The organism is Nocardia sp. CNS-044 (assembly GCF_059570515.1).
The window spans coordinates 238,190-265,177 of the sequence record NZ_JCANSX010000011.1; the positions used below are offsets into that span (position 1 = coordinate 238,190).

At 66.4% G+C, this 26,988-nt stretch carries 25 protein-coding genes; 8 read left to right on the forward strand and 17 right to left on the reverse strand.

Going from position 1 to position 26,988, the window contains the following annotated elements; translation table 11 throughout:
• Positions 1–5: 5 nt before the first annotated feature.
• Entirely contained in the window at positions 6–521 is a 516-nt protein-coding gene (locus T333_RS29265; protein WP_496426505.1) for a hypothetical protein, read from the reverse strand.
• A 339-nt stretch (positions 522–860) separates the two neighbouring features.
• Between T333_RS29265 and T333_RS29270 the strand changes: the two genes are divergently transcribed.
• Positions 861–1,796, forward strand: a complete 936-nt coding sequence (locus tag T333_RS29270; protein ID WP_496426506.1) for a phosphotransferase — start codon at positions 861–863, stop codon at positions 1,794–1,796.
• Between the two features lie 26 nt (positions 1,797–1,822).
• Here T333_RS29270 and T333_RS29275 read toward each other — a convergent pair whose 3' ends face one another.
• A complete protein-coding gene (locus tag T333_RS29275; protein WP_496426507.1) occupies positions 1,823–2,320 on the reverse strand; it encodes a hypothetical protein in 498 nt (165 codons plus the stop codon).
• A gap of 564 nt (positions 2,321–2,884) precedes the next feature.
• Between T333_RS29275 and T333_RS29280 the strand changes: the two genes are divergently transcribed.
• From T333_RS29280 to T333_RS29290, 3 genes are all read left to right on the forward strand, one after another.
• Positions 2,885–4,273 carry an MFS transporter gene (locus T333_RS29280; protein ID WP_496426508.1) on the forward strand — a complete coding sequence of 463 codons (1,389 nt, stop codon included), beginning with the start codon at positions 2,885–2,887 and terminating at the stop codon, positions 4,271–4,273.
• A 114-nt stretch (positions 4,274–4,387) separates the two neighbouring features.
• A complete protein-coding gene (locus T333_RS29285) occupies positions 4,388–5,083 on the forward strand; it encodes a DUF8020 domain-containing protein (protein WP_496426509.1) in 696 nt (231 codons plus the stop codon).
• A gap of 122 nt (positions 5,084–5,205) precedes the next feature.
• Positions 5,206–6,702 carry an AMP-binding protein gene (locus T333_RS29290; RefSeq protein WP_496426510.1) on the forward strand — a complete coding sequence of 499 codons (1,497 nt, stop codon included), beginning with the start codon at positions 5,206–5,208 and terminating at the stop codon, positions 6,700–6,702.
• Positions 6,703–6,718: 16 nt separating this feature from the next.
• Here the strand turns inward: T333_RS29290 and T333_RS29295 are convergent, their stop codons facing one another.
• The 4 genes from T333_RS29295 to T333_RS29310 form a co-directional block, all read right to left on the reverse strand.
• Entirely contained in the window at positions 6,719–7,291 is a 573-nt protein-coding gene (locus T333_RS29295) for a TetR/AcrR family transcriptional regulator (RefSeq protein WP_357255105.1), read from the reverse strand.
• Between the two features lie 143 nt (positions 7,292–7,434).
• Positions 7,435–8,772, reverse strand: a complete 1,338-nt coding sequence (locus tag T333_RS29300; protein WP_496426511.1) for a nucleotidyl transferase AbiEii/AbiGii toxin family protein — start codon at positions 8,770–8,772, stop codon at positions 7,435–7,437.
• Positions 8,769–9,413 (reverse strand): hypothetical protein, encoded by a 645-nt coding sequence (locus T333_RS29305; protein ID WP_496426512.1) that lies wholly within the window; start codon positions 9,411–9,413, stop codon positions 8,769–8,771. Before T333_RS29305 ends, T333_RS29300 begins: the two co-directional genes overlap by 4 nt.
• A 398-nt stretch (positions 9,414–9,811) precedes the next feature.
• The gene (locus T333_RS29310; RefSeq protein ID WP_496426513.1) at positions 9,812–11,563 is read right to left on the reverse strand and encodes an RICIN domain-containing protein; all 1,752 of its coding nucleotides are present in this window, start codon (positions 11,561–11,563) and stop codon (positions 9,812–9,814) included.
• Positions 11,564–12,278: 715 nt separating this feature from the next.
• Between T333_RS29310 and T333_RS29315 the strand changes: the two genes are divergently transcribed.
• From T333_RS29315 to T333_RS29325, 3 genes are all read left to right on the forward strand, one after another.
• Positions 12,279–15,419, forward strand: a complete 3,141-nt coding sequence (locus T333_RS29315) for a GNAT family N-acetyltransferase (RefSeq protein WP_496426514.1) — start codon at positions 12,279–12,281, stop codon at positions 15,417–15,419.
• Positions 15,420–15,775: 356 nt separating this feature from the next.
• The gene (locus tag T333_RS29320; RefSeq protein ID WP_496426515.1) at positions 15,776–17,035 is read left to right on the forward strand and encodes a lipase family protein; all 1,260 of its coding nucleotides are present in this window, start codon (positions 15,776–15,778) and stop codon (positions 17,033–17,035) included.
• Positions 17,036–17,293: 258 nt separating this feature from the next.
• Positions 17,294–18,553, forward strand: coding sequence for an FAD-dependent monooxygenase (locus tag T333_RS29325; protein WP_496426516.1), 1,260 nt, complete (start codon positions 17,294–17,296; stop codon positions 18,551–18,553).
• Between the two features lie 173 nt (positions 18,554–18,726).
• On the opposite strand, the gene T333_RS29330 is transcribed toward T333_RS29325, so the two are convergent.
• The 7 genes from T333_RS29330 to T333_RS29360 all read right to left on the reverse strand — a co-directional run bounded on the left by T333_RS29330 (position 18,727) and on the right by T333_RS29360 (position 22,156).
• Complete coding sequence (locus T333_RS29330) at positions 18,727–19,311, reverse strand: hypothetical protein (RefSeq protein ID WP_355001220.1); 585 nt, start codon at positions 19,309–19,311, stop codon at positions 18,727–18,729.
• A gap of 210 nt (positions 19,312–19,521) precedes the next feature.
• Entirely contained in the window at positions 19,522–19,707 is a 186-nt protein-coding gene (locus T333_RS29335; protein ID WP_496426517.1) for a hypothetical protein, read from the reverse strand.
• A gap of 98 nt (positions 19,708–19,805) precedes the next feature.
• Complete coding sequence (locus tag T333_RS29340; protein WP_496426518.1) at positions 19,806–19,982, reverse strand: hypothetical protein; 177 nt, start codon at positions 19,980–19,982, stop codon at positions 19,806–19,808.
• 217 nt (positions 19,983–20,199) lie between these two features.
• The gene (locus T333_RS29345; RefSeq protein WP_496426519.1) at positions 20,200–20,943 is read right to left on the reverse strand and encodes a DUF2071 domain-containing protein; all 744 of its coding nucleotides are present in this window, start codon (positions 20,941–20,943) and stop codon (positions 20,200–20,202) included.
• Between the two features lie 26 nt (positions 20,944–20,969).
• Entirely contained in the window at positions 20,970–21,293 is a 324-nt protein-coding gene (locus T333_RS29350) for a metalloregulator ArsR/SmtB family transcription factor (RefSeq protein WP_496426520.1), read from the reverse strand.
• Positions 21,294–21,771: 478 nt separating this feature from the next.
• The gene (locus T333_RS29355) at positions 21,772–21,936 is read right to left on the reverse strand and encodes a hypothetical protein (protein ID WP_496426521.1); all 165 of its coding nucleotides are present in this window, start codon (positions 21,934–21,936) and stop codon (positions 21,772–21,774) included.
• Positions 21,937–21,973: 37 nt separating this feature from the next.
• The gene (locus T333_RS29360) at positions 21,974–22,156 is read right to left on the reverse strand and encodes a hypothetical protein (RefSeq protein WP_355001225.1); all 183 of its coding nucleotides are present in this window, start codon (positions 22,154–22,156) and stop codon (positions 21,974–21,976) included.
• 841 nt (positions 22,157–22,997) lie between these two features.
• Here T333_RS29360 and T333_RS29365 point away from each other — a divergent pair.
• Positions 22,998–23,348 (forward strand): hypothetical protein, encoded by a 351-nt coding sequence (locus T333_RS29365; protein WP_496426636.1) that lies wholly within the window; start codon positions 22,998–23,000, stop codon positions 23,346–23,348.
• Between the two features lie 40 nt (positions 23,349–23,388).
• Here the strand turns inward: T333_RS29365 and T333_RS29370 are convergent, their stop codons facing one another.
• The 4 genes from T333_RS29370 to T333_RS29385 all read right to left on the reverse strand — a co-directional run bounded on the left by T333_RS29370 (position 23,389) and on the right by T333_RS29385 (position 26,933).
• Positions 23,389–24,591, reverse strand: coding sequence for a Dyp-type peroxidase (locus T333_RS29370; protein ID WP_496426522.1), 1,203 nt, complete (start codon positions 24,589–24,591; stop codon positions 23,389–23,391).
• Positions 24,584–25,144 carry a copper chaperone PCu(A)C gene (locus T333_RS29375; protein WP_355001227.1) on the reverse strand — a complete coding sequence of 187 codons (561 nt, stop codon included), beginning with the start codon at positions 25,142–25,144 and terminating at the stop codon, positions 24,584–24,586. Before T333_RS29375 ends, T333_RS29370 begins: the two co-directional genes overlap by 8 nt.
• A 368-nt stretch (positions 25,145–25,512) precedes the next feature.
• Positions 25,513–26,040, reverse strand: coding sequence for a hypothetical protein (locus tag T333_RS29380; RefSeq protein WP_496426523.1), 528 nt, complete (start codon positions 26,038–26,040; stop codon positions 25,513–25,515).
• An 86-nt stretch (positions 26,041–26,126) separates the two neighbouring features.
• A complete protein-coding gene (locus tag T333_RS29385; protein ID WP_355001229.1) occupies positions 26,127–26,933 on the reverse strand; it encodes an SGNH/GDSL hydrolase family protein in 807 nt (268 codons plus the stop codon).
• Between the last annotated feature and the right edge of the window lie 55 nt (positions 26,934–26,988).

The following is a 26,988-nucleotide window of genomic DNA, read 5'->3' on the forward strand; positions in this document are numbered from 1 at the left end:
TCCGCTCAGTTCGGCGAGGTGGTGGGCGCGCCGGATTCCTCGGTGCGGCCGTCCTCTTGCGGGAGGGGCGTGTTGATGCCCAGCAACGCCCCGATCGACGCCCCGAGTGCCCCACCGAGCAGGGCGGCGGGGATGGCGACGATGGTGACGCCGAGGGCCGCGCCGAGGAGCGGGCCGACAACCAATCCGGTCGGCAGGAACGGGATACCGACGATGAACCCGGCGGCCGCGCCCGCCAACGCGGCGGCTATCGCGACCGGCGCGGACAGTCCCGCGGCGATACCCGCACCGATCGCCGCACCGACGCCCGCGTCCACGGCGGCGACGGTGCATTGGCGGGGATCGACGGGGATCTGCGCGCAGAATGCCTCGAGCTGCTCCTGACTCACGGTCGGCGGCGCGTCCGGCGCGGTGACCGTCTCGGTCGGACTGTCGGCGACCGGATGCGCTGGTCGTCTGTCGCCGCGGGTGTCTGCCGCAGCCGCGGTGTCGACCGGCGACTCGGCGACCGGAACGAGCACGGCCTGCGGAGGGAGTAGCCCCTGCTCGAGGCGCGTCGGTGACGTGACAGGGGTGTCATCCGGGGATGCGTTGGCTACTCCGGTTCCGAGAAGGACCGCGAGCGGCAACATGCTCGCAATCAACATCGGACGAGACCGCCAACGACCGGCTTCCGGCATTCCGCACCTCCTGGACGTGTACCTCTTAGTGCTTTCTGGCCTCGCGTATTTGTCGCACATGGCGGCGCAGACAGCTTAAGCGGCCCGGGTGCGAAGAACCGGCGCATCCTGCGTGTGTCTGGCGAATCTGTGGCTACAAAAGAACTGGCACTGGAAAGCGCCCCGCACCACGATGGTCACATGGACGGGGATGACAACAGCGTGAACCGAATTCGATGGGACGAACTCCCCGGCACCGTGCGCGCCGAGGTCGAGCACCGGTTGGGATCTCAGGTGCGCGCAGCCACCACCCAAGCAGGCGGATTCAGCCACGGCTTGGCAGCCCGGCTCGAATTGCGTGACGGTCAGAACTTCTTCGCGAAGGCGATCAGCACCGATGACAGCCTCGCCGTGATGTACCGGACCGAACTCGAAACCGCCGCCCGATTGCCGCCAACGGTCCCCACACCGGCGCTGCGGTTCACCCTGGATACCCGAGGTTGGCTGGTCGCGGTCTTCGACTACGTTCCTGGCCGACACCCCCGGCTCGATCGACGAGCTGAGCTGGCAGCGGTGCTGGCCACGATCGAGCGGCTGGCGATCATGCTCACGCCCAGCCCGTTGCCTGATCTGCCGACAATCGTCCAGCACTACGGACCGCAGCTACAGGGCTGGAGGAGATTCGCGGAGCACGAGCCTCCTGCCGATCTGGATGGCTGGGCACGGCGCAACCTGGACGAGCTGGCCGAGCTGGAATCGACTTGGACCGACCACGCCGCAGGTGAAACGTTGTTGCACACCGACCTTCGCCCGGACAACATGCTGCTACAACTCGACGGCAGCGTCATGGTCCTCGACTGGGCGTGGCCCTGCCGCGGCGCCGCATGGATCGATCTCGTCGCGCTCACTCCGAACATCGCCGCGCACGGAATCGATGCCGACGAGCTCCTCGCCACGCATCCAACGACCAGCGGCGTCGATCCCGCCGCGGTATCGGCATTCCTGTGCGCCCTTGCGGGTTACTGGGCTATGAGAAGCCGCGAGCCCGCGCCACCGCGATCACCCTGGCTCCGCCGGTACCAGGCCCACTCAGCGCAAGTCACGGCCAACTGGCTCAACAGGCGACTCGGGTGGTGAAACACTCCAGCAGGCCAGTCGCGAACTCATCGTGCACGCCGTCGTTCGATCCGAATGCAGCTCGCTCGGCGGCCGAAGTACCACGAGATCGTCGCGCTCAGGGCGGTTGGCACAAGGACGAACAAGGTGATGAACACGCCGAAAGGCGGCAGGGTCAGCGTCGGGTCGCCGATGCCGCTGACGAGCAGCATGGCGACCGCCCACACGATCCCGGCCGCGCATGCGCGGATCAGCGCGCCCGGCAAGGTTCGGTGCTGGGCGCCTGCGGGAAGTCCGGCGAGGACGACGAGCACGATCGCGGCGATGTAGGCCCAAAGGTTCACCAGCAACGCCACACCACAAATCACGCCACCGACGGCAGGGCCTCCCAAGACCTCCCACACCTTCTTCGGCAGTGAGTAGTCGGCGAAAAGCGGTGGCACCGGCGAGTTGTCAGCGGGTGAGCTCTGCGCGGTGGGGTGACTGGGCTGCATGGAGAACTCCCATAGGCCGATGGCTGCGTCGTCGGCCCAATGATGCGACATAGGCTCCATCGCTGCACAGTTCGTTGTGCATGTATCCAAAAGGCTTGGCGCACATCGTACTTCCGGACGGGTGGCATTTGCGCTCGGGTCGCGCCCGGATGTGAAAAGCTCCGGGCGCGCGGTTCGGGCGGCGGCCAACGGCGCAAGCGCCCGATGTCGCGAAGGTGGTGCCGACAACCGTCGGTAGGGGAGCGGTTCCTGATCCTGCCGCGCCCGGACGCAACTGACACCGAGTCCGATTTCGCGGGCGAATCTCCCGCCGATTCGCTGGGTGTCCAGGCCTGATCGGCCAGTGGGATGGCTCGAGGGCTTGCGCAGGCCGACTTGGTTTGATAAGGCAGCGCGTCAGCGTCGGTGTCTATGCCTCTGAACTGGACATATGTCTCGGTCGTCGGTGTTTACGGGCGTTCGACGCTCGAACATGGGCCGATGCGTCGATCTAGAAAAGTGTGATTGACATTACTTCTCCACTGCTCCACACTGTTCCCACCAAACTGAACTTGGCGTCAAGTTCTACTCCACTCGATCTCGATCAGTGGACACATCTCGACCAGGAGTACGCGCATGACCGCACCACCACTGGAACCAGCCGGCACCGGCGAAACCTCCCTCGCGCCGGCCGCGGAACGCGGGCGAGCCCATCGCAAACTCCTCGCCGCCGGTCTGATCGGCAGCTCCATCGAGTGGTACGACTTCTTCCTTTACGGAACCGCTGCCGCGCTGGTGTTCCCCCACGTGTTCTTCCCGGACAGCTCCGCGCTGATGGGTACGTTGCTGTCGTTCAGCACGTTCTGGGCGGGTTTCGTGGCCCGGCCGCTCGGCGGCGTGCTGGCCGGGCACTTCGGCGACAAGTACGGACGCAAGCCCGCCGTCGTCACCTGCCTGCTCGGCATGGGCTTGGCGACCTTCCTCATCGGCTGTCTGCCGAGCACGAACGCGATCGGTGTCGCCGCGCCGATCCTGTTGGTCGCGTTGCGATTCGTGCAGGGCATCGCCTGCGGTGGCCAGTGGGGCGGCATCGTGTTGCTGCTCACCGAATCCGCGAGCCCGAAAAGACGGGGATTCGCCGGGACTTTCGGGCAGATGGGTGTTCCGCTCGGGGTGGTCCTCGGCAATCTGGTATTCCTGGTCGCGACCTCGGCGCTCTCCGCGGACGCGTTCCTGAGCTGGGGCTGGCGGGTGCCGTTCTGGTGCAGCGCATTGCTTTTCCCGGTTGTGCTCTACATCCAGACCAAGGTCGAGGACTCCCCGGAGTTCCGGGAACTTCAACAGGAAGTGGCCGAAGCGCGCCCCGCCCGGGTCGCCCAAGCCCCGCTGTCGGAGGCGATCCGGTTGCACTGGCGCAAGATCTTGCTCGGGTGCGGCCTGCTCGCCGCCACCAACACCGCCTTCTACATCAGCATCGCCGGCGTGCTCAGTTACGGCACCCACGAGCTCGGCATGAAGCGCAACGACATCTTGACCGTCTCGCTGGTCGCCTCCCTGTTCGGCTGCGCGGTGATTCTCTGGTCGGGCCACCGATCCGACCGGGTCGGGCGCAGACCGCTCATCCTCATCGGCGGAATCGGTCTCGCGGCCTGGGCCTTCCCGTACTTCCTGCTGGTCGACACCGGGAAGTTGCCGATGTTCTTCATCGCCATCGCCGTCGGCACGATCTTGCAATCGTTGACCTATGGTCCGCTGGCGGCTTTCCTCGGCGAGCTGTTCGAACCTCGACTGCGCTACTCGGGCGCGTCCCTGGCCTATCAGCTGGCCGCGATCACCGTCAGCGGCGGCACGCCGTTCATCATGACGGCGCTGATCGCCAATACGGGTGGGACCACGCTCGTCTCCGTGTATTTGGCGCTGATGGGCTTGGTCACCGTCTTCAGCGCTTGGCTACTGCGGGAAACCAATCCCGCCGAGGTCCGCGCGGATCCTGACGCCGTCCCCGGCGAACAGCTCTACGCCTGAACCAATTCGGGCGTAGCGGGCAGCGACGAGCCCGCGGCCGTCGCCGAATCCGTCGCCCGCGTCATCGAAATAGCGACCGCCAACCCATCCAGATATCGATCCGAAAGTAGATTCATGAAAGTTCGTAAGTCCGTCGTGTCCGCCGCTATCGGCGCCGCCGCTCTGACGGTGTGCGCAGGCACCGCCCACGCCGAGCCCCTGAGCGTGGACATCACACCCGGCGTCAACTACACCGCCTACCAGGACGGGAACACGGCGGTGATCACCGTCGACGCCGGCCAGTTGATCGTCGACAAGGGCAGGTTCCAGATCCGCGCGGACGACGGCACGGTACTTGCCGGCGTGCCACTCGAGTTCAACGTCAACAACGTCGCCTTTCCCATCGACGCGCAGATCGACGGGCGCACCGCGCGCTTGACGCCGTCGCTGGACCCCGCTCGCGCCGAGACGAAACCGGTGGCACTGCCGTTCCAGGACCAAGCCCCGTGGAAGACGCCGTACGACCGCGAGGTCGCCGCGTTCTCCCGAATGGCCTCCACGATCACGGTCGCCGGTGTGGTGGGCGGCATGGTCGGAGCGGTCGGCGCCGGAGTGATCGGCTGCCTCGTCGGCGGGGCCACACTGGCCGCGGCGACAAGCCCGCTCGCGATGATGTTCGGCGCGGGTCCGGTCGTCGGCTGCCTCATCGGCGCGGGGGCGCTGGCGCCCGTCGGCGCCCTCACCGGCGCCCTCTTCGTCGGCGCCCCGGTCGCGACGGCAGCGGTGATCCAGTACTTCACCACCATCAACGAGCCGTTCCCGGTGAAGTAGGGATCCGGCCCGCGCGGTGTTCACGAGTGGTCCACGGTCAGCGACGGTGGACCACTCGTGGGCCAACCAGCTCGCTCTTCCGCTCCGGTCCCGGTCACATTCGATTTCGAAGGAATCCCACTATGGTCAACGTCTTCGATCCCGTTCGCCGCCATGCCGAAAGGGCTCCCGACAGTGTCGCGTTGCGGTCCGAGCGAATCGAGTGGAGCTATCGGCAATTGGACAGGTCGAGTTCACGGTTCGCCGGAGCGTTGGCGGCAGCGGGCCTGCGTGCGGGCGACCGGGTGCTGCTGTCCGCGCCGTCGGTGCCGGAATTCGTCGTGGCCTACCTGGGTATCCAGATCGCCGGGGGCGTCGTCGTGCCGGTGAACACGATGTCGACTCGCGCCGAGATCGAGTATTTCCTCACCGATGCCGACTGTGCCCTTGCCGTCGTTTGGCACGGCCTCGGGCCCGCGGTAGCCGAGGCCGCCGAGCGCTGGGGTATTCCGTTGTGGTTGTTGGCGCCCGGCGCGCAGCTGGCCGCGGAACCGGCCGGCTGCGCCGACCGTGATCCGGGGGATACCGCTGCCATTCTGTACACCTCCGGTACCACCGGGCGACCCAAGGGCGCTCAGTTGACCGTCGGGAACCTGCTCGCGGGCGGGGAGATCGGAGCGCTGGTCGGTCGCGGCACCGAGGCCGATCGCACCGGGACCGGGTTGCCGCTGTTCCATGTTTTCGGACAGTCCGCGGTGATGATGCCGTGTTTCACCGCCGGAGGGTCGCTGTCGCTGCTGGCCCGTTTCGATCCGGTCGCCATGCTCGCGATGCTGCGGCGCGACCGGCTGACCATCGTCGCGGGGGTGCCGACAATGTGGAATGCCATGCTGCACGCGGCCGATGCCGCGGATCGCGCCGATTTCGAACAGTTGCGCGTCGCGATCTCCGGTGGCGCGTCACTGCCCGGTGAGATCGCCCGCGACTTCGAGAAGAAGTTCGGTTGCACGATCCTCGAGGGCTACGGGCTCACCGAGACCGCCGGGTTCGGTACGTTTAACGATTTCGATCGCGGGGCGAAGATCGGATACACCGGACGCGCTGTCCCCCGGCTGCGGGTCGAGGTGCGCGATCAGGATTCGAATGTGTGCCCGCCGGGCCAGGTCGGCGAGGTATTCATCCAGGGAGACACCGTGATGAAGGGATATTGGCGCAGGCCCGAGGCGACCGCCGACGTGCTGTCCGCGGACGGCTGGTTCCGCACCGGGGATCTCGGCGAATTCGACGGCGACAGTGATCTGCGCATCGTCGACCGCGTCAAGGATCTGATCATCCGAGGCGGCTACAACGTCTATCCGGGCGAGGTCGAGGAGGTTCTCTATGAGCACCCCGACGTCGTCGAGGCCGCGGTCGTCGGGGTGCCGGATGCTCATCACGGTGAGGAGATCGCCGCGGTCGTCGTCACCACATCTGGCTCGGCGCTGGACGCCGACGAGGTCTCCCGATGGACTCGGGAACGCCTTTCGGCATACAAGATTCCGCGCATCATTCGGTTCACCGATGCCTTACCCAAGGGTGCCACGGGCAAGATCCTCAAACGGGCCATCGATCGGGAATCATTGCGTGAATCGACGCGATGAGAACTCCTCGACGCGATCACACCGGCGGCGCACGGTGGACGACACCGATGCCACGCACCCACAGGGTGGACAGGGTCGCCGCGGCCGCGTCGGCGTCGATATCGACATCGGCCTTGGCCCACTGATAACAGAATTCACGCACCATGCCGCACAGCGCCGTCGCCGCGTAATTGGCGTCGATGTCGAGGGCGGCCAGGCGGTTGTCCTGTAGCCGGATGATCATCTTCTCGGCGCGGTCGATGAACAGATCGATCTCGGCTTGGCGAAGCTCCTCGATGTCGGGGTTGAGGCCGGCGACCTCACCCCACATGAGCATCAGGCGTTGGTGATCGCGGAAGGCGAGGACGTAGGCGCGCACCGCCGATTCGATCGCCTCGACGGCGGTCCCGGGCTGGGCGCCGAGCCGCGAGCGCACCTTGGCGCGCATATCGCTGATGAGATTCAGCACCACCGCGTGGAAGATCGCTTCCTTCGACTCGAAATAGACATAGAAGGTCCCGTGCGCGACCCCGGCCTCCGCGACGATATCGGCGACCCGTGTCTCCACGTACCCGAGTCGCGAGAAGACGAGCTCGGCGACCTCGACCAATCTGGCTCGAGTTCGTTCCCCCCGCGGCGTCAACGCCGGCGCTTGCTTACCACCCCTGGTGTTCACCGATTGCGACACAGCACCATCGTCGCAAATAGCGCCCCGCGGCAACGGCGACGGGCCCGGTGACCGCGAGAAGAGGTCTACGTCCGATCGGTTGCCGCTGGGGAGCGGCCATCGTGCGGCTCCGGCACCTCGGCGCGGTGCCAGTGCTGCAACGTCGCGGCGATGGCGTGCGGGTCCATCCTTGCGGCGGCTGAACGGTCGGAGCTGCGGCGGCGCGCGGCGGCGAGCCGGTCCGCGGCCTCGGTCAGCGAGCAGTCGTGCTTCTCTTGGAGGACGAGAAGCTGTTCTATAGTCGTGTGCCAGGGATGGCGTGCGAGTTCGTCGTCGAAGGACGCCGGATCCGAGAGGCAGTCTGTGATCGTCTTCGCGGTCGAGCGGAGGGACTCGGACCAGCGCTTGTGCCAGTCGGTGAAGCCGGCCGCCGCGACCGGGTCGAGGGCGATCACGAGGCGCCACGCGAAGATCTCCTCTTGGCCGGCGAGGTCGGGGCGGTCCTTGGCGAACTCGTCCCATTCGGTGTTGGTCCCGTGCTCGAACAAGCCGCACAAGGACAGGTTCGGGACCACGGTGCACAGCAGGTCCGCGTCGGGAGCGCGGTGTTCGGCCAGCAGCACGGCGTCGTACAGATCCTTGCCCTGGGGGAACGCATCGGTGCAGATCCACAGCAGCTTCCAGGCCAGGGCGAGGTCGGGGGTGGCGGCGAGCAGCGTCGCGGGCGGGCCAGGGGTGCCCAGTCGCGGGATATCGGTCCACCGCGGGGCCTGCGGCAGCGCGTCGTCGAACACGAAGTCCAGTTGCACTGTGCCTCCGGGGATCCCGGAGCCAGTCGCGGACCACGGCAGCACGAGGCGGCGGCCGGGCACCCGATCGTAGGTCCAGATGTCGTCCTCGACGGCGTCTTCCGCCCGGGCGTGGATCGGGCTGTCGGGGGCCTCGGTCGCGGCCGCGACCCGGGTGGCGACGTCCGTCAGCAGCTGGTCGGTCCGGTCGCTGTTGAACTCCCAGTCCCGCGGCAGCACAACGAAATCCAGGTCGCCGGGCTCGCGCGCCTGCTCCCCGAGCCAGGCGCGGAGCAGTGCGCTGCCGTTCAGCATGAGATCCCGAGCCCACGGGGAAGCGGCGACCGCAGCCAGCACGGTGTCCAGTGCGGCGCGGCGTGCGGCGAACCAGGCCGCCGCGATCCGCGGGTCGTCGAACCTGGGATCCGTCAGGCGCATGGCCGCGAAATGTGGCTTGGCGGCGGGGTCGAACACCGGCGTCTGGCGCACGCCATCAGCCCGGACCGGCCGCAGGGTCGGTGGCAGACCCAGCTTCGGCCTGGCCTGCTCCGTCGGAGGATCGTGCGGCACGACCGCGTCCGCCGGCCACCCCCCGCTGCCCAACCCCTTCCACGAGCGGTCCGCCTCGGTGGTCACGAGTGCTCCTCGTTCTCATCGATCCATCCGGAATCGATGGACTCGTCACTGTCGTACACGACGAATTCTCTTTCCGCCGAGAGTATTCGGTGATTCTCAGCCTCCAGTGCGGTCGTCAGGGCGGCACAGCGGGCTGCGGCGACGGAATCACCCACCAGACGGCACCGCTGGGTCACGAAGCGCTCGACACGGCCGTCGGTGCGGACGCGCCGGGCGTTCACCGACAAATGCGCTGCGTGCACCCCGGCGAGGCGGGCCAAGGCGCTCGTGTCGGCGCCGGAGTCGAGCAGCAGCTTGATGTGATGCTCGAAGTAGTAGCTTTCGCCCAGCGCGACGGCCTCGGTGTCGGTGGCCGGCACCCCCGCGGCCGACGGTGCGGCCTCGATCTTGGTGCGGACCACCGGAAAACCCGCCGCCTCCAGCCGGTTCCGCGACGCCACGACCGATTCCCGCACCGCGACGAAGGGGCCGGATTCCCGGATGGTGAGCATGGGCTGTTCGGTCACGCGACCGCGCGCGAGCACGATGTGCGCGAACTTCGAACCAGTTGCGGCGGCGTACTGTTCGAGCTTTTCAGCATCGGCGCCGCGCACTGTGAGGTGCGCTTCGAAGTCGCCGTCGAAGATCGTTGATGCGGTCACCCGGTCATGGTCGCAAAGGAAACACGGTGGTGTCGCCTGGATTTCCGGTCGCCGGCATCCGTGCAGCGGCCGAACCAGCCCTCGGCGTTGCCATCGGGTTCATACCTCACTCCGCGAGGCGATGCTCCTTCCGGGCCACGGTCTCATCCCGGTCTCGGCTTCCGCCGGGTCGGACATCCATCGCGATGGAGCGGTCGGTCCCGAGTGGCAGCACGCGTCGCTCGATCCGTCGATGCTCGGTTCATGACTGCTCCAGGGTGCAGCGAGTGGCACCACCTACCCCAATGAGTCTGCCGGTATGCCGTCTGCCGGGCTGCCGTCTCTCACTTTGGACGCGACTCTCACCGGAGCGAATCTCAGCGACGCGACGCAAGCTGTTGCCCAGCCGTACGGTGGCGTCAGCGGGTGGACGCCGCGCGGACGACCCAGCGTTGGGTGTCGTCGTTCTGTGCGGGGCGCGTGACGACGGCGAAGTCACGTGACGGTGACGTATAGGCGTCGACGTAGCGGCCGTTGGCGAGCTGCTGGACCGTGAACGTATCGCCGCTGTACGGCAAGAAGACCCAGCGTTGGCTGTCGTCGTTCTGCGCGGGACGTGTGACCAGGCGGAAGTCGTTCCCGTCGTCCTCGTGGGCGTCGAGGAATCGGCCGTTGTGCCGGTGTTGGATGGTGTAGACCGCGCCGATGATCGTCAGTTGCCAACGCTGCGTGTCGTTTTCCTGCGCCGGACGAGTCACCGCCGCGAAGTCGTTCTCCGACGACTCGTAGGCATCCAGGAAACGCATGCTGCTCTTCTGCCGCAGCGAGTAGCCGCCGCCGACCCGAAACTCCAGGGTCCACAGCTGGCTGTCGTTGTTTTGCGCGGTGCGAGTCACGACCGAGAAATCGTGGTCCGAACTCTCATGGGCGTCCACGAATCGGCCCCCGCTCAACTGTTGCAGTGTGACGGCATTGGCATCGGTCGGTGTTCGCCAGAGCACCCAGCGTTGACTGTCGTTGTTCTGCGCGGTTCGGGTGACGACGCGGAAGTCTTGTTCGGGTGATTCGTAGGCATCCAGAAAGCGGCCGGTGGCCTTTTGCTGCACGGTGCAGACGGAGGCCACGGGAAGGAGCATCCATTGCTGGCTTCCGTCGTTCTGTGCGGGACGAGTCACCGCGGCGAAGTCTTCCGACGCCGGGTAGGCGTCGAGAAACCGGTAATTGCTGCGTTGCTGGATGATGCAGAGCCCGCGAACCACGGGTGCCTCGGGCGGGGATTCGACCAAGGCACGTCGCGATGGATGCCGGAGGGTATCCATCATCCGCGAGATCTGTTGCGGGGTGAAACGTTTCGAACTCGCGCCGGATCCGGGCGGAGGGCATCCCGCGTAGTAGCTCATCACGTTGTTCGGGTCGGGGGAGAAGGTAAACGACACGGTTCGCCTGCCGATCGTGCCTCGAACGGTGATACGCGGGCTGGCACAGATGTCCTGTCGGTTGTGTGCCTCGTAGAGGACCGGCGACGGATCGGGTGCAGTGTCGGAGAGTAGATCACCGTCCAGCGCATCAATCGCCCCGCCGTTGCGGGCGATGTAGTCGACGACGGCCTGGTCTGCCGCGGCTGCGGTCAGCGCGCCCGAGAGGTGTCCGTACAACGGCCCTTTGCGATCCGTCCAACCGGGAAAGGTGTGGTAAAGACCGAGGTAGTGGCCGAGTTCATGAGCGACGAATCCGCCGTCGCCTTGATTGAGCAACCCGAAATTGGCTGCGATCCGATTCGGTAGCGCGACGTAGTTCTGCACGACGTCGTCGACGCTCGGAGGTTTCGGACCCGCACCCGGCGGCGGAAACGCATTGCCGTTGCCCGTACGGTCACGTCCCGGACCCCAGCGGAGAAAGCAGACGATCTTGCCGGGGAATCTCCCGGCGATGCGGTTTGCGAGCTCACGCTGACGAGCTCCATCGGTATTGATTTCCGTGTTTGCCATCGGCGCCCAGTCATGGGCCGGATAGAAGAGAAATCGAAGACCGGTGTCGGCGAAGATGAGGTTCACCCGATCGATAAGTTGCGCGAACTCCATCGGCGTGACGTCGTACGGCTTGACGGGATCACCGTTGGCGTCCAGTTCATCGTTGGTCAAGGGAATGATGTGCAGTCGGAGCTCGTGCATTGTTCGGTCCTGTCCGGATCGTGACAGGCATCAGTGGGAAAGGACGCCAGTCGTTGGTCAGAATGTCGGGACTGTCCCAGGTGGGTGGGATCTTGCCCGTTCGCCAGCGCTTCAGCTTTGCTAGGTCCGGCCGTTCGACACGATCCTCGTTGACCGTTACTGTGCCGCAACTTCGTGTTGGAACCTCGGTCCGCCCCCCGCAATCGCAGCCCCCACGTTTCATGCTGCTCATTTTCGGCCGCCATCCTCAGGGCCCAGCTTCGCCACTCAGCGCGCTGGGTGGCAATCTCTTCGCCGTTGACAATTGCGTGCCGCGACAAAAATCGCGCGAGTAGCCAGCTACCTAATTCGAGTTTCTGCCCACTTCAGGCAATCGCAGGGCTACTCGACCTGCGGGTCGGCACGTGCGAACTGGCGGCAGCGAGATCGATGGTGTGGCGGGGAGTTGGTCGAGGAGGTGCAGTTCGCCGGTCGGTCGTGTGGGTTGCGTTTCGAGGAGTTGGTTGAGTGTGGTGGTTTGGGTGTCGAGCTCGCCCCGCGAGTACCGCTACAGCGACGAGCACTACGCCGTTTTCGTCACCGACCCGACGGCGTCCGCGGGGAATTCGGGCACGTCCCGACACCGACCCACATCGAGTCCGTCCGGGGCGGTCGGCGATGACCGGTCATCCGTTCTTGCTTCGGCGGGCGCGGATTTCGCGTAGGAAGGGGTGTTATGGCCTCGGCATTCGATCGACACTTGGACGCCTTCCGCAGCTATCAGGCCACCCCGTGGGGTCGGCTGCGGTATGAGCAGGTGTATGCCAATCTTGTCCGCCATCTGCCGACTCGGCCGTTGACAGTGCTCGATGTCGGTGGAGGGAATGGACTCGACGCTGTGCGTCTGGCGGCGCTGGGCCATCACGTGACCATCGTGGATACCTCGTCGGCGTCGCTGGCTGAGGCCGTGGGCTTGGCCGAGGCGCAGGGCTTCGGGGACCTGATCGACACCCGGTTGGCGGAGGCATCCGACGTGCTTACTGTCGCGGAGTGTGGGTCGATTGATGTGGTGCTGTGCCACAACGTGATTCAGTATGTACCTGATCGAGGTGCCGTCCTCGAGGCAATGGTGTCGGTGCTGCGCCCCGGCGGCCTGCTGTCGGTGCTCGCGCCGAACCTGCTCAGCGACCCGCTGACTGCTGCGGTGCGGCGCGGAGCACTCGAGGAGGCGATGCGGCTGCTGAACACGACCAGGCGGGCATCGGTCACCTATCAGGCCGAGATCGACGTGGTGACCGCGACCGACCTGGCTGCGGAGATGGTGGCGGCCGGTCTGCAACGTCCGGTCCGATACGGGGTGCGCGCGGTGTGCGACTTGATCAGCGACGACGGGATCAAGCACGACTCGGAGTTCTTCGCGAAACTCCTGCAGCTGGAGAACCTGCTGGCCGACCGATACCCCTACGTCGAGACAGCCCGCTTCTACCATCTGATTTCGGTCAAACCCGCAGCGACAGAGCCGGCCACATCGACCGACGTCGGCGGTCGGCGTGTGGCGATGGACCTGGCCGCCTATGAACAGCGGGTGCGATCGGAGGACTGCTTCGTATGCGCCTTTCTGGAAGGCAAACCCGGCTACGAGCACCACATGGTCTACGACGACGGCGAGCACGTGGCGTTCTTGAACAAGTACCCCACCTTGTTCGGCTACGTTCTCGTGGTGCCGCGGCGCCATGTCGAGGATGTGGTCGCCGACCTGCCCGCGCGCCAGTACCTTCGACTGCAGTCGGCCGTGCACAAGGTGGCACGCGCGGTTGCCGCGGTGACCGGCCCCGAGCGAACCTATGTGATGTCGCTGGGCTCTATGCAGGGTAATGCCCATGTTCACTGGCACGTCGCTCCGCTTCCGGCCAACACGCGCTATGACCGTCAGCAGCTGCACGCGGTCGATCCGGTCCACGGCATCCTCGACTACACCGAGACCGAAATGGCCGACCTCGCGGCGCGGATTCGTTCGGCGCTGCCAGCCGAGCCTGCGGGCCGGTTGGTGGTCATTCGCGGCAGCTCCGGCTCCGGCAAGACGACTGTGGCCAGGACATTGCAGCGGCGGTTCGATCGGGGGCGGTGTGTGGTCATTTCGCAGGATGTCGTACGCCGAGAGTTCCTGCGGGAGAGCGATGTTCCCGACGGATTCAATATCGAGTTGATCGGCGAGATCGCCTCGCTGTGTCTGGCTCGTGGGCTGGTTGTCGTGCTGGAGGGGATTTTCTCGCAGCGCCGCTACGGCGACATGCTCGATCGATTGGCGTCCCATGCAGTCGTCTCGCGGTTCTACGCCTTCGACTTGTCGTTCGAAGAGACGTTGCGGCGGCACGCGACCCGACCCCAGTCGTCGTCGTTCGGTCGCGACGAGATGCGGGACTGGTACCGCGGCTGGGATCCGCTGCACTTCGTCGACGAAGCCCGCATGGACGCCACCCAAGGCTGCGCCGACATCGCCGAGATGATCTTCGCCGACATCACCGCCTCGACCACACCATCAGCCGGGGCGGACCCCGATCGCCTCCAGCCCGATGAGCTGCCTACCGCCACCGTGGACGGCCCGGGTGGTCGCGTCGAATCGTCTCAAACACTGGTGGTGCGGTGCTGGGGCACCAGCCACACCGAGCACCTCGTGGGTGAGTCACACCGCTTGGCCGACGTCACCGACCTGCCGGCGCCGGGCTCGACGGTAACGGTCGACCGATGGCGCAACGGCGGGTTCATCGAGCGGCTGAGTACCAGCTTGACCGCACGGCTTCCCGATGTCGCCATGGTCTTCCACAATCTCGGCCGGGGCGGCGCTACCTCGCGCGAGTTGCTGGAAGCCATCGAGACTGCCGATGTCGACCAAGACATCGCGCTGTTCGAGTGCGGCACCAACGACGTCTTGCGACGTCACCAGGCTCGCCTCGCCGAGGGTGTGGACCTGCAGGAGTTCACCCGCAACTACCGAGCCGCGCTCGGCCACCTCACCGCCCGCTCCCGGGGCGTTGTCTGTCTATCCTCACCACCGGTCGCCACGCACATCGGCCCGCAGGCAGCGGCAATGAACCGCGACCTGTGCGCGTACAACCTCGCTGCCCGTGACGCGGCCCGAGACGCCGGAGCTGTGTTCGTGGACTGTTGGGGCAAATTCGTCACAGCCGCCGCACTTCTGGGTAAACGCCCCGACGACTCGTCAGCCGCGCACAGTCCGTGGATGGCCGACGGCCTGCACCTGTCGCCGGTCGGGGACGAGGTCGTCGCACGCAGCCTCGAGGTCGCCTTGGTCGACCAACACGTGATCCGCCGACTGCTTGCGCCGACGAAACAGAGCCGACAACGCCACAACACCGACGTGAAGGTCCGCCACGGCCGAGTCGAGGACATCCCCGCCTGCGTCCAGTTGCATGTCGATGTCGCCGCCGAAGGCAAGTGGATCGGACCGGAACCCCCGATCGATGAAGACGACGTGGCAGTCCGTTTGCGTAACCTCGTCTCCACCACCAAAGGGCTTTTCGTTGCCGAGCATTCATCCGCCGGGATCGTGGCCACGGGCACCGCGCATTCTGTAGCGACCGATGTCGCGTCGATCACCATGATGGTCGCCTCCAGCCACAGAGGCCAAGGTATCGGGACCGCATTGCTGGAGCAGCTGATCGACTGGTGCGGAAACAACAACGCGCACAAGGTCACCCTGCAGGTCTGGCCGCACAACCAACCCGCGATCGACCTGTACCACCGCGCGGGATTCGAGGTCGAAGGCACGCTGCGCGCACACTACCGACGCCGCAACGGCGAACTATGGGACTCGATCATCATGAGCCGCTTGCTGCCGCGCCCGCGACAGCGGTGACCATGCTCGTGAGACCTCGGAGCCGGCGCGGGTAGCCAGGTTCTCACGATCGCCGTCGCCGTCGCCACCGGCTAGCCACCAGGTCGATTCCGAAGGAAGAACCCGCCAGTTCAACCACGGGATCGGAACGCGGGACGTTCGACCGGCTTCGCGGCTCGCGCGTTCGAGTGCGGTCGCCTGTCGGCGTGGGCGGCAGCCGCGACCGGCGCGATCTTCGTCTCCGGTTCGGGTATTCATCATGATCGGGAGATGTACTCTGACATCCATCAGGGGGATTCGCCGGGAGTCGGTCCCCACCAGGGAGGGAAGTCGGAAGCGTGGGCAGTGCCGTATCAACCTGGGGTGCAACGTATTCAGTGGTCAAGCGCGGTCAGTTGCGTTCGGTTCTGATCGCAGTTTCGGTCGTGCTGTGCTTTACCGGTACTCCCATGGCGGTCGGTAGTGCGGATCCGCTGCCAACTCCGCAGAACGACCCGTTCTATACCCCGCCATCGGGCTGGAGTTCGGAGGCGCCGGGCACCATCCTGAATTCGCGACCCGTCGAGGTGGCGTCGCTAGGGCCACAGGCGCAGGACGCCGATGCCTGGCAGTTGCTGTATCGAACGACCGATACCGCCGGGCAACCCATGGCGACCGTGACGACGGTGCTGCGCCCACGAACCGGGCACGTCAAGGGATTGATCAGCTACCAGGTTGCCGAAGATGCCTCGGCCCCACAGTGTGCTCCCTCGTTCGTGCTCCGGCAAGGAGCGCCCGACAAGTACGACTCCTCCCTGGATCTCGTACAGATCGACCAGATGTTGTCGTCCGGTCATGCGATTTCCGTACCCGACTGGGAGGGGCCGCTGGGGGCTGTGTTCTCCCCGAAACAGCCGGGTTACGCCGTGCTCGACGGCGTGCGCGCCGCCGAGGGTTTCACGCCACTCGGCCTGTCCGGCATCGATACTCCGGTTGCTGTGACGGGCTACTCCGGCGGGGCGATCGCTACCGGGTGGGTCGCGCAGGTTCAACCGGCCTACGCTCCCGAAATACGGCTGGTCGGTGTTGCCATGGGCGGTTGGACAGTACCCGTCGGCCCCTACCTGGAGTCGCTCGATTCCGGTCCGTTCTCCGGTTTCCTGCCGTCGCTCCTGCCGGGCATGATGCGCGCCGATCCACATCTGGCGGCGGTTTTCAACAAATATCTGACCCCTGCCGGGCAAGCTCTGATGGCCGCGGGTGACAGCAAATGCGTGGCGCCGAACGTGGCTCAGCATGCGTTCCTGCGCATGGACGACTACCTGACGATCCCTTTTTCGCAGCTGTTCGAGCAGGTACAGGCGTCGTTTGCCGACGTGGACTTCGGCAACGCGGTACCGACCGCGCCGCTGTTCCTCTACAACGCCGTGCACGACGAGATCCTCGACATCGCGCCAGCCGACCAGGCGGTGGCACAGTGGTGCGCAGCGGGGGCGCAGATCACCTATACGCGGGACCAATTGAGCGAGCACGTCAGTCTCGCAATCACTGCGACACCCGCGGTCCTGCGCTGGATCGATGACCGTCTGGCGGGGCAGGCCGCGCCAAACGGTTGCTCGACACGCACGGTGCCGTCCATGTCGCTCGGTGGTGCATAGCGCGCCCTCGGGATTATGGGTAGATGCCCATACGGTTCGGGCACGTCCCACGGCGTCTCCGGTCGCGATCAAAGGTCGACTAAGCGCGCTATGCGGTGTGGGCTCAGGGTGTTCACAGGAACAAGGACACGGGTCTCGGGTGCACCGATGAATTCCTGGCGGATCCGTCGTCGATACCTCTGGATACACCGACAGCGGTGGGTCGGAACAGAAGCTATCGATCCGGACAGTGATTCGGCGGGGTAAGTGGGAGGCGCAGTGAGCGGTACCAGAGTGTTGGTGGCGGGAGCGAGCATTGCGGGGCCCGCGCTGGCCCACTGGTTGCACCGGCGGGGAGCCGTGGCGACCGTGGTGGAGCGGGCCGCCGAACTGCGTCCCGGTGGTCAGGCCGTGGACGCGCGCGGAGTGACCAAGGAAGTCATCCGGCGGATGGGGCTGGACCCGGCGATACGCGCGGCCTGCACCCAGACCATCGGCGCGCACACCGTGGACGCGGACGGGAACGTGCTGGAGAGCTTCCGCGTGGACGACGACGGCGGCGACGGATTCATCGCGGAGATCGAGATCCTGCGCGGTGACCTGTCGCAGGTGCTCTACGAGGACACCCGTGACGATGTCGAATATGTCTTCGGCGACCGGATCGCAGAGCTCTCCCAGGACGCGGACGGGGTCGAGGTGGTCTTCGACAGCGGTAACCGGCGACGTTTCGAGCTGGTGGTCGGAGCCGACGGGCTGCATTCGGCGCTGCGCGCAATGGTCTTCGGGCCGCACGAGCAGTTCGTCCGCCACCTCGGGCACGTGCTGGCCTTCTTCAGCGTGCCCAACGAGTTCGGGCTCGACAAATGGCTGATCGAGTACCAGGAGTCCGGGCGCTCGGCTGGGCTGCGGCCGATACAGGACGCCACCCGGGCGATGGCCATGTTCTCCTTCCCCGCGGCCGACGTCGATGTCGATTACCGCGATATCGATGCCCAGAAGCGGCTGCTGCGTGAGCGGATGGACGGCTTTGGCTGGTTGACCCCGCGTATTCTCGCGCATCTGGACCACACCCCGGACTTCTATCTCGACCAGGTCGCTCAGGTCGTGATGGATCGGTGGTCGCGTGGGCGGGTGGGGCTGCTCGGGGACGCGGCGTTCAGCTCCTCCCCGATGTCGGGCCAGGGCACTGGGCTGGCCTTGGTCGGCGCCTACGTGCTGGCCGGCGAGCTGGCTGCGGCCGAGTGGAATCCAGAGATCGGTTTCGCCCGCTACGAGGATCGGATGCGCTCGTTCGTCGAGGCCAATCAGGAGATCGCCCAATTGAACGCCCGCAGCCGCGACATCCCCGGGTCCGATGCAGAGCCGGGCCCCGATTTCACCGGAGAGTGGTTCGCCGAGCTGGCCGAGCGCGCGATCAATGGGGTCGAACTGCCCGACTACGCGGGGCTGCCGGACTCCGGAGTCCTGGCCGAATCGCCGACTGCCTCGTCGGCCAAGCCGTGGGTGTCACATAGCGTGTCGGACAGGACAACGCTCTAGTAGGACACCGTCGCACTGCGTCCGCACATGCCGCATGGCGGGCGTTGGTCAGTCAATCGTTCCGATTGGTTGGGCGGCAGGGCGTCCCATGTCCGGAAATGCCGCGTGGCGCGCGGTTCGAAACGGTCATCACGGGACCGCCGACAGCGAGCCCGACTGTGGTACAGCGGCAGCTACGTAGGCAGCGACCACGTTTCGAGAGTGGTGAAGTCCGGAGGCGGTTCAGCAGCCCTCCGTTCAGCCAAGGCTGTTGCGCGTTGTCGGACGGCGCGCCGAGCGCGCCATCCGAAGAAGTGAGTGTCGGCACGCATCGCCTGAACGCAGATATCCAGTTCGGGCTTGATATCGAACTGGAAGGGCAGCGTGACCGCCATCTGGGCGTCCGTGGAGACGAGGGGTTGCCGCCACGCCCACTTGCGGTAGACGCCACCGAAAGTTCGACATCGCTCCCAGAGCGCCTCGTAAGCGGCTGCGGTATCAGGAGATTCGAGCCTGAGCCAACCGAGGTGAAAACCGATGCTGCTCATGATCTCGCCGTGTTGATCGTCCAGCCTTGTCCGGGTCTCCGCGCTCGAATCGAGTCGTCGCACAACCCTGTACGGAATTTCCTGGTACTGACGGATTGTGCGTAAGGCTTCGGCGTAGGCCTTGGCTCGACGCTCCCGCCGCGCCGTCATCTGATTGATGACATAACCGATCAGCGCCACGGATGCGGCGATGATTGCGGTCAGGACTCCGACGATCGCGGTGGCGTTCATGCTCTTCCTGTTTTCGGCCGTAGATCTGTGGGCGCACTCATTCTCGCGTGCCCGTTACCTACGTGGCCCCGAACGTACAGTTGGGACGACTGCTGTCGACTATCCGCGCATGCCGCATATCGCGCGGCTCGAAACGGCCACAGTCTCTTCCGAGGCCCCATCGAGGTGTGCCGAACCACTCCGAGGTTCTACTCGGCAAGGGCCGGGATGTCACCGGGCAGAAGCTCGTCCGGAGATGGACCCGATGGCGGCCTCGGCGCCGGCTGGTCCGAGGGTGTCGGTGTGCTCGTAGGTGTCGGCGAGTTCGACGAGTTGTTCGCCGCGTGCGAGGGCTTGTTCGCTTTCGACTTCGGCGCGGATGCCGGAGTCGCTGGTCCCGGCGTAGCCTTCGAACATTTGAATCGCGTGGTGTCGGAAGGCGACTGCACCGGCGATGGCGCCGCCCGGGCGGCGGGCGATGAACCAGGCCAGAGTGCGGCGGAATTGGCTGGTCTTCAGCCGAAAGGGGCTGCCGTCGATGTGGGGATGGTGTCGGTGCGGTGGTGGGTGGTGCGGCAGTTGTCGACCCAGCGGACGAATCGGTTCAACCAATTGTTGGTGGTGCCGGTGTTCAATGCGCGGCCGCCGTGTTCCTCGGCCCAGCCGACGCCGTAGGGCAGTGTCTGGAACAAGATGTCGGTGTCGTCGGGCTGGAGTTGTTCGAGGACAACAACGGCGCGGGCGGCTGGCTCGCCAACGACCCAGGTGGCCGGGACTCCTTGGTGGGTGCGTTCGCCTTTGAACGCGCGGCCGTGGATTCTCCATCGGTAGGCGTTGCCGTCGGCGTCGCGCGAGATTTCCAGGCATCTGCGGTTGACGTGCTTGACAACTGGTGGAGGGGTGCTATTCCTAGCGTGCGCTATTCCCTGCGGTCGCGGAGCCAGCAGCGACTCGCAGGGGTGTAAGGGGACGCCACGTCACGGGCACTTCGCGCATCAGCAAGGCGCAGTCGAGCACCGCACTGCCTGGCGGGAACCGGTCCTGGTCGTCGAAGACCGTGGACCGCACCGAGTGGATATCGACCGGCTCGACTTGCCATGCGTCCGTTTGGAGTTCGAGCCCATCAAGGCATTGACCGCTATGCGTGGGCGAGAATCCGGCCGCGCCACGCTGAAAGAAGTCCGATGCCTGCGCCAGATCGGCGAACAGTTCGCTTCCCTGGAACCGCTCGGCGGTCCGGACGTCCACGCTCACGGAGATCGTCTTGTCCTGACTGGTGAAGGCCACATGCAGGTCCTGCGCCGTCTCCCGCACGTCGAATCGCGCCAAACTGTGCTCACCAGGAAACAATCGGCCACCGGCAAGGACATTGATCGCCGAACCGCTGTCGCGGCGCGGGATGTACACACCGGTCGAGAGTCCCTCCGGACCATCCCACTCAACCGCGATGCGGTGCGCCGCGTTCTCGCTGCGCATCCCGACCCAGCCGGGTAGCCAACTGGGCCGTAACTGTCCGAGGCGGATCAGGCAGATGCCGGCAACCGCCCAACCGTCAACCAATTGAGGGCGCATCGGCGACGGCACCAAGCTCGCGGCGACCTCAGGGGCGACTCGGTAGTTCACCAGAAGACGTCGCTCGACGACGCTGGACATCCGCGGAGGTTTCATCCGGCATTCCTCTATTTCGTGGTTCGCAGCCTGCGCTGTCTGACGATGACCTGTTCCGGGCAGATCGCGCTCAGGAACCTGCCGACACATAACGCCAGTCGTTCCTCGACAAGCGAGTAGAAGATCCGATTGGCGACTCGTCGCTCTCGGACGAGCCCGGCTGCCTTGAGTACGCCCAGATGCCGGGAGATCGAAGGACCGCTGATCGGAAACTTCGCGGCGATCTCACCCGCGGTCAACTCGCCGGAGCGGAGATCCTCCAGGATCTGCCGCCGCGTCGAGTCGGCCAGCGCGCGGAACACGCCGGCTTCCTCTTCAGGGTCGAACTCGGTCATGTTTGCATATTAGCACTATAGCTAAATATCGAAGCCGACACCCGAAGACCGGATCGACAGCCTCACAAAGCAATTGACCCGGAACCTCATCCTGCTCGAGCACCGTCTGCCCGACCATCGCAAGATCGGGCTCGAATTGTTCAAGTGCTCAGCACAGAAGGTCATCGCGCACCTATACGCCTACCGCAGCGCAGTCGCTCACGGAGGCTCGACCGCGGCCACGCTGAAGTGGTTCGGGCAGAATCAGCCAGCGGGCAAGTCACTGGGTACCGCCGTTAACCTGCATCTTTTTGTACGGGCGATGACCAAACGCGTACTTGTCGCAGCGATGCGAGAGCCCCAACTGGTCTGCGATCTGACAACGTCGAATTAGCGCGGACCAGGATCACCTCGATAGCGCCAGATCGAACGAATCTCAGCGCTCACCGGTAGTGACCGGCCAGGCCGGTCAGCGCGGGCTGGGGGGCATCTCGGCCGGTTAGCCCCGGTACTCCCATCCGTCTGGCCGCCATCCGGTCGGCATGTGCTCGCGGGCGAATGCGAGGTAGATGCGGATCAGTTCGGAGCGGTTCGGATCACCAGCCTTCGTTACCAACCCTTCCTCGTTCGCGTGCCAGTCGAGCTGTTCGATCTGTTCATCCAACAGCCGGATTCCGACATTCGTGCGGCGCGGTCCTTGCCTAGGCATGTGTGTTCTCCCGCTGCCGCGCGCGGTTGCGCCGGTCGTTCCAGATCAGCAGGATGGCGACGAGCGCCCAGCCGGCAAGGTAGGCGACGGCGCGTATGGGGTGCCAGTTGGTGGTGAGGAGGGCGACGCCAAAGACGGCGAGGCCGACGAGCAGCAGTGCTGTTCGGGTGGTCATCGTTTTCCTTTGTGCGCAGGGTTGTTGTTCAACTTAGAGAGTGGGACTCCTGTGGGTGGCGTCTTTGGATGCGTTACCTGGCGGGCGGGTATCTTTGGCTCCCTGGAACGCTGGCTTCTGCTTGACGTCGTCGGTATGCATGCTGTCGGCGAGCATTGCTGGAGTACTTACTTGGGTGGTGCGGCGGAGCCAGTGGATGCTGAGTCCCATGGTTTCGATTTCCGGGATGTGTCTGCTGAGGCGGTGGAACAAGGCTTGGTAGCGGCCCTCAGCGATCGGGGTCGGTGGGCGGATCGCAGGGGTTGGGCGCTGCCGGTGGTGCCGCGTTCGGAGGCGTGCTGGAACAAGGCGTTCATCAGTGAGGGGGAAACCGGTTGCCAGCGTTCGGTGTTGCGTTTTCCCGTAGGCGGATGAGGCAGTGTGCCGGGTTGAGGTCCATGGGGCGCAGGGTCCGCCGCGGCGGCAGGCGGTTTCGGTGTGGAGGCGCAGTAGCAGGATGTCGAGATCGGGGTCGCGTCCAGAGATGGTGGCGTAGTGGTTGATTGCTCTTGTGGGATGACCGCGTTCGAGAGACGGCCGCGCACGCACATCGCCGCTATGCCCACCGGCGGACGCCTTTCGATCAGCGGCGGCAGTGGTGGCGCGACGACTCGTCCGCGAAAAGCACCGGACCGCGGATACCCCGCTTCGGTTGGCTGGTGCAGCGGAACCGCATGACTCCTTTCTGTTTCAGACAAACCGGCCTCCTGGTGTGGATCGCCACGATTGGTGCCTTCCGCGATCGACGGAGTAAAACGGTCTTCTAACGCCCAAACCGTCAGGAGTTCGCAACGTGAGCGTGCTGGAATTCGTCTACAACGTCGTGGTCGTCACGCACTTACTCGGTATGGCCGCGGTGATCGGCGGGTACGCCGCCGGGCAGCCGAAGGTGAACGAGGTGATGGTGTGGGGTGCGCGGGCGCAGCTCATCACCGGGATCGTGCTGGTCGGGATGGCCGAGTCGATCGGTTCGCTGGACAAGGATCCGAACATGGTGAAGATCGGCGTCAAGCTGGTGATCTCCGTGCTGGTCGCCGGGTTCGCCGAGGTGAGTCGCGCCGATGCCAAGCGGGGCAAGGATGTGCCGTGGATGACGCACGCGGCCGGTGGTCTCGCCATCGTGAACGTCTTCGTGGCCGTGCTCTGGAGCTGAGCGGGTGGAGGTCCGGGGCCGCAAACAGCCCCGGACCGTCTCACGACTCGAACAGCGTCTGGCCGAGGTAGCCGCCGGGTTCCGGCACGCCGGGCGGGATCACGAAGACCGACGATCCGATCGGCGTCGTCCAGACGTTCAGCGCGTCGACATCCGCCAGCCGCTGCTGCACCGGCAGGTACTGGGCGTCGACGTCGCGTTGATAGGCGGCGAACAGCAGCCCCGAGTTGGAGGTCTGGCCGGGGGCGGGGGCGTCGTCGTAGTTGTAGCCGCGGCGCAGGAACCGTTCGCCGTCGTGGGTGTGGCGGGCGCGGGCGATGTGCGCCGACGGCGGGATCACCGGAATGCCGTGCGCGTCGACGGCCGCGAAATCCGGTTCGTCGAATTCGCGGCTGCCGGTGAGCGGGGCGCCGTTGCCGAGCTTGCGCCCGACGGTGAGTTCCCTTCCCTCCGGGTCGATTTCGTCCCAGGTGTCCAGCGTCATGGCGATCCGGCGCAGTACCAGTGAGGTGCCGCCGGCGAGCCACGGCTGGGCGGCGCCGTCGTCCCAGACCAGCCGGTCGAAGTCCGGTGTACCGGCGGGGATGTTGACCGTGCCGTCGACCTGGCCCATCAGGTTGCGCGGGGTCTGGCCGGGCGCCGCGTCGCGGAAGCCGCGCTGCACCCAGCGCACCGTGAGCAGCGAGGTGACGCTGCGGCACAGTACCCGCACCGCGTGGGCGACGGTGGTGGCCTCGTCCGCGCAGACCTGCAGTAGCAGATCTGCGTCGCTCCACGCCGGTTCCAGCCGGTCGATGACAAACGGCGGCAACGGCCGCAGCCAGGCGGGCCTGCGGTGCTCGAGACCGGCGGCGGTGAAGACCTCCGGCCCCAGTCCGGCCGTCACCGTGAGCCGCGCCGGACGGGCCGCCAGCTCGGGTTCGGTGTCGGCCAGCGCCGCGGCGCCCTGGGTGAGGCGGGCGGCGTCGCCGGTCCAGATCTTCAGGATGCCCGCGATGTCGTCGCGGTCGAGTCCGGGACGCAGATCGAATCCGACGAACGCGGCGTGCGTTTGCGGCGCGGTCGCGATTCCGGCCTGGTGCGGGCCGTAGAACGGTTCGCTGGCCGGTGCGGTGTGCGCGCCGGTGTCGCGGCCGGTGAGTGCGACCGCCCCCGCCCCGAGCCCGACGGCGCCCGCCGCGGCGGCGCCCCCGCCGAGGAGGCGCCTGCGGGTGAAGCCCCGGGATCTGATCGGCTCAGGCACCGGGCGCGGGGGCCGGGGCGGGCGCGCCCGCGTGATGGTCGCCGTCGGGCACGTAGTTCTCCTGGTTGCCGGGGAAGTCACGCACCTGCGCGGTGAAGGTCATGGTCGAACCGTCGTCGAAGGACAGCGTGACCGGGGTTTCGGAACCGGTGCGCAGCGGACCGTTCAAGCCCATGAACATGATGTGGTCGGCGCCAGGCGCCAGCGCGAGCGAGCCGCCCGCGGGGATGACGAACCCGCCCTTCTTCGGGCGCATCGTCTTGGCGCCCGCGGCGTCGGCCACCACCTCGTGCAGCTCGACGCGTTCGGAGGCGGGACTGGTCGCGGACACGACGGTCAGCGCCTTGTCGCCGGTGTTGGTCAGCTCGCCGAACGCGGCGGACATCCCGCTGTCGGCGGCCTTGATCCACTGGTCCTGGATGGTGATCGCGTCGGCGGCGCGCGCCGAGGCGGGCGTGCTGTCGTTGGACGAGCAGGCGACCAGCAGCAGGGGCGTGGCGGCGAGCGCGACGGCGCCGCGTATGACGCGGGAGGTTCGGGTGATGGGGGACATGGAAAAGCTCCGTTCGGATTCGGGATGTGTGTGAGGGACCGCCACCGGTCCGGCGTCGTGTTCGCGCGGCAGAACGCCATCTGGTTCCCACGGCGCTTCGCGTTGTCGCGCAAGGGTTTACAGATGGATGGTGCGAAGTCGCGCGCTCCGAGCGCGGCGCACTGTGTCGCAGTTGGCGGGCGGGAGCGCTCTCACAGCATGTTCAGGCGTGCCGGATCTATCCGCCGGTGCCATATCTCGGCGTGGTGACCCCGTGCGACACGTCTCGGAGAGCCGACACCTATCGACGTCCGAGGCGGACACGACGGCGAAAGCCCAGGCGCTCGACGGATGTTTCGAGCCGCTGACTGCTCGGTGGCGATGTGGGTCTACCGGTGAGCCGGTGGCCCCCGGGTCCCGATACCCGAACTGAGAAGCAGCCTGCGAGGGTTCGCGCCAGCGCGTGGCGCTATCCGAACGATCGGCGCGAGCGCGGGTACCGGTACGGTCCCCAACACGCGCACGATGCCCCGCACACTGGACGCCGCCCTCGCCAACGCCGTCTCGGCGCTGCTAATCAGCATCGCCCCCACCGGAATCGCCGCGAGGTGGGCGAACAGCATCATCGTGGTCGCGTGTGATCCATGGTGATGACCCGGAGACACAGTCAGGGCGGTATGCCCGATGGCCTGGCCGATCGCCAGCAGTCCCATGATTTCGACGAACCCGGCGCGCATTCGAAGCGAGCCCACGAGCACGCCCACGGCCGCGCAGGCCCCGATCAGCAGGGCGACCGACGGCTGCTCCAGTGCGACCACGCCACCGCCGAGCGCGTGCGCGGCGATACTGACAGCCCCCGATGCCGATCCGACGAAGGCACCGCGCAGCCGCGCCGATCCCTCCGCCGGTTTACGCACCGGGCCATACTACCGCCGGTCGTAGGCCTCGGACCAGACGGACCTCGCGCCGCTGCCCGGTATTGCGGCGAGGCGTGAAAGCCGACTCAGGCGTTGGCGTCGTCCGGCCGCCGGACGAGTACGGGCAGCAGCTCGGGTCGTTTCGGCCGAATGCCGGTTCCGGAGGAACGGCCGCGCACTCGGCGGGCGACCCACGGCAGCATGTGCCGGGCCGTCCAGCTGAACTCGGTCGCGACGATCTCGGCCAGGCTGTGCCGCACCGGTGGCAGCGGATCGCGCCAGGTCGCGTCGGCGCCGGGGAGGGTGAGGATGTCGGCGACGGCGCGGGCGACGAGGTCGTGGCCGAGCGGGCTCAGATGCAGGCGGTCGGCCGACCAGACCAGCGGGTGCGTGGTGGCGGCGACGGGTTCGAAATCGACCAGGGTGAGCCCGTATCGATCCGCGAGGCGGCGCATTTCGGCGTTGAGCTCGCGCACGCGCGGGGACAGCGGTCGCACGAAGGGCGCGACGCCGCCGATGTCGGGATAGGTGAAGGTGATCACGCGGGCGCCGGTGGCGGTGAGCGCTTCGAACATGGCGTGCAGGTCGGCGAGCAGGGCGGCGCGGTCGAGGCGCGGACGGATGATGTCGTTCATGCCCGCCATCACGGTGACCAGGTCGGGTCGCAACGCCACGGCGGGGGCGAGTTGTTCGGCGCGGATCTGGGCGGCGCGACGGCCGCGGATGGCGAGATTGGCATAGCGCAGGGCCGGTGCGCCCGCGCCGAGGAGTGCGGCGAATCGGTCGGCCCAGCCGCGGTGTCCGCCGTCGCCGTCGGGGTCGCCGATGCCCTCGGTCTGGCTGTCGCCGATGGCGACGTAGCGGAGGTAGGAGGGGACGGATCCGGTGTCCACGTTCGGCTCCTGCGGGTTGGCGACGACGCGCGCGCACCGGGCACCTCCGGCGCAG

Excerpts from the sequence above, each read along its gene's own strand:
- T333_RS29270 (WP_496426506.1), top strand. The coding sequence starts at position 861 with ATGGACGGGGATGACAACAGCGTGAACCGAATTCGATGGGACGAACTC.
- T333_RS29275 (WP_496426507.1), bottom strand. The coding sequence starts at position 2,320 with ATGTCGCATCATTGGGCCGACGACGCAGCCATCGGCCTATGGGAGTTC.
- T333_RS29280 (WP_496426508.1), top strand. The coding sequence starts at position 2,885 with ATGACCGCACCACCACTGGAACCAGCCGGCACCGGCGAAACCTCCCTC.
- T333_RS29285 (WP_496426509.1), top strand. The coding sequence starts at position 4,388 with ATGAAAGTTCGTAAGTCCGTCGTGTCCGCCGCTATCGGCGCCGCCGCT.
- T333_RS29290 (WP_496426510.1), top strand. The coding sequence starts at position 5,206 with ATGGTCAACGTCTTCGATCCCGTTCGCCGCCATGCCGAAAGGGCTCCC.
- T333_RS29310 (WP_496426513.1), bottom strand. The coding sequence starts at position 11,563 with ATGCACGAGCTCCGACTGCACATCATTCCCTTGACCAACGATGAACTG.
- T333_RS29315 (WP_496426514.1), top strand. The coding sequence starts at position 12,279 with ATGGCCTCGGCATTCGATCGACACTTGGACGCCTTCCGCAGCTATCAG.
- T333_RS29330 (WP_355001220.1), bottom strand. The coding sequence starts at position 19,311 with ATGAACGCCACCGCGATCGTCGGAGTCCTGACCGCAATCATCGCCGCA.
- T333_RS29335 (WP_496426517.1), bottom strand. The coding sequence starts at position 19,707 with ATGTTCGAAGGCTACGCCGGGACCAGCGACTCCGGCATCCGCGCCGAA.
- T333_RS29345 (WP_496426519.1), bottom strand. The coding sequence starts at position 20,943 with ATGTCCAGCGTCGTCGAGCGACGTCTTCTGGTGAACTACCGAGTCGCC.
- T333_RS29350 (WP_496426520.1), bottom strand. The coding sequence starts at position 21,293 with ATGACCGAGTTCGACCCTGAAGAGGAAGCCGGCGTGTTCCGCGCGCTG.
- T333_RS29360 (WP_355001225.1), bottom strand. The coding sequence starts at position 22,156 with ATGACCACCCGAACAGCACTGCTGCTCGTCGGCCTCGCCGTCTTTGGC.
- T333_RS29375 (WP_355001227.1), bottom strand. The coding sequence starts at position 25,144 with ATGTCCCCCATCACCCGAACCTCCCGCGTCATACGCGGCGCCGTCGCG.